The sequence below is a fragment of the uncultured Vibrio sp. genome, assembly GCF_947488985.1.
In the GTDB taxonomy this organism is placed as follows: Bacteria; Pseudomonadota; Gammaproteobacteria; order Enterobacterales; family Vibrionaceae; genus Vibrio.
Genome location: NZ_CANLBV010000200.1, coordinates 1 through 1,857 on the forward strand (window position 1 = coordinate 1; position 1,857 = coordinate 1,857).

The 1,857-nt window shown below is 40.6% G+C and carries 2 protein-coding genes; both read left to right on the forward strand.

Features of this window, described 5'->3' with window-relative positions; genetic code table 11:
- Positions 1 to 356 precede the first annotated feature (356 nt).
- Complete coding sequence (locus Q1A70_RS19730; protein ID WP_299695694.1) at positions 357 to 1,112, forward strand: hypothetical protein; 756 nt, start codon at positions 357 to 359, stop codon at positions 1,110 to 1,112.
- 117 nt (positions 1,113 to 1,229) lie between these two features.
- Positions 1,230 to 1,694 carry a GNAT family N-acetyltransferase gene (locus Q1A70_RS19735; protein ID WP_299695692.1) on the forward strand — a complete coding sequence of 155 codons (465 nt, stop codon included), beginning with the start codon at positions 1,230 to 1,232 and terminating at the stop codon, positions 1,692 to 1,694.
- The last annotated feature ends 163 nt before the right edge of the window (positions 1,695 to 1,857 follow it).

Below are 1,857 nucleotides of genomic sequence, written 5' to 3' on the forward strand. Positions count from 1 at the left end.
TTATCGACGATATGAGATATCGCATACTCGATGGTGCCAGGGATGAGCTGCTCGTCAATGATGACAGGGACAAACATGTTTTGATTGGAGTAATCGGTTTTGAAGTTAGGCATAACCGTGTCTCGTGACGAATAATTAAGATTAGATCACAAGGAGTTAGTGCGTTCAAGGTCATATCATGATGAAATGTCGGTAGGATCAGAATTGAGAACGGGTAAGGGAGAAATCCTACAAGCTCGTTAGCCTACTACTTAATTTTCCCTCATTTTGAGTGATTAGTTGTATATTTGATTTTCATGTTTGGGTAGCATTACGTTTCACCATATAAATGATTTCATGGAGGTCGATACAGTCAAATGGAAAAAGTAAAATCGTGGATTCTAGTTCCGCTATTAGGTGTTTTAAACTTAGTAGTAGGCTATTTTATAACTAAGTTCTTAGACTCGTTTATGTCAGGTGATGTCTCGAAGATAACAGAAATTCCCATATCGTCTGTACATTGGAGTCGCTATTTTCCAGCAATACTCATCGGTATTGCTGTGAGTATTTTGCTGTTTTATCTATGCAAGAATTTAAATGCGACCAAGTTGACTAAGTACCTGGCTTATATGGGATCTTCTTTAGTGGTCATTGGCGTGTTCCTTTCTGGGACATGGTACAAGGACCCAATTTATACTTTCTTTCTACCGGAAGATGACTATTACACTGCCGAAAAAACAAATTTTGTTAGCTCAAATGGGACTCTAGTAGCTTGGTCAGATAAATGTGTGCAGTCCGGTCGTGTAATGTACTGCTATGTCAATTTAAAGAATATTTCTGATAAAGACCAGCTAGTATCCATAGATACTGGAAGTACTTACGTAATCACTGGCGAAAAAGCTCATGTTAGAGTAAGTACATACGGTAAATTAGGGAATCAAGATGGTAAAAGGCTTTGGGACTCTATTGTTGCTCCAAGCCAGTTGACTGTAACGTACGGTTTGAAGTTCGAATTACCCGAGCCTACAACGTTCGAAACCATTCCAAACCTTCGAGTGGGTTTAAAGAATGGGCGTTACGAAGATCTATTTTCTATGGCGAATAGACCTTTAGTTAATGTTGCAGGGCATTAGGCCATACAAGCATTTAAGAGTGATTCGCAACGCTTGGCGTTTTCGCTTCGCTCAAGTACAGCCAAGCGTCGCTCACACCTTAATGCGGCGTTGCTGTACCCACACGAGGTAAGTTTTATGATAAAAATTAGGCAGTACGTTGAAGCTGATGTGCAGGCTTTGTGGGACATCCATTATCACACCATTCGTAACATAAACATCCGTGATTATACTCAAGAGCAAGTGGTTGCTTGGGCTCCAGAGCATTTTGATCTGGCTGTTTGGAAAAGGCGAATGAAAGGTTTATCTCCTTTTGTCGCTGAGCTTGATGGAATTATCGTTGGGTATACAGATTTGCAAGCTAATGGCTTGATTGATCATTTCTTCTGCCATCACAATTATCAAGGTCAGGGCGTAGGTAAAGCTCTAATGAACTATGTAATAGATATTGGTAAAGAGCAGGGTATTAATCGGTTTTACTCAGAAGTTAGCATTACGGCCAAGCCATTTTACGAGCACTTTGGTTTTGAAGTAGCTAAAGCACAAGAGGTCGAAATTCGAGGGCAAATTCTGAGAAACTTTGTCATGGAAAAGTACAGCTAACAAACGCTTCAAGACGGACTCATAAACGCGTGCCATTTTCGCTTTGCTCAAATTTTGACACTCATTCATTCGCCACTTAAGCGGGTGTTAGGGCGTGTTGATCTTTGCTGTACATTTCGCGTTCAACAATACATCGGTAGCCACATCAACATGAATGCCAGCG

What these genes read in the sequence shown, in the direction of transcription:
- Q1A70_RS19730 (WP_299695694.1), top strand. Translation starts at nt 357, where the DNA reads ATGGAAAAAGTAAAATCGTGGATTCTAGTTCCGCTATTAGGTGTTTTA.
- Q1A70_RS19735 (WP_299695692.1), top strand. Translation starts at nt 1,230, where the DNA reads ATGATAAAAATTAGGCAGTACGTTGAAGCTGATGTGCAGGCTTTGTGG.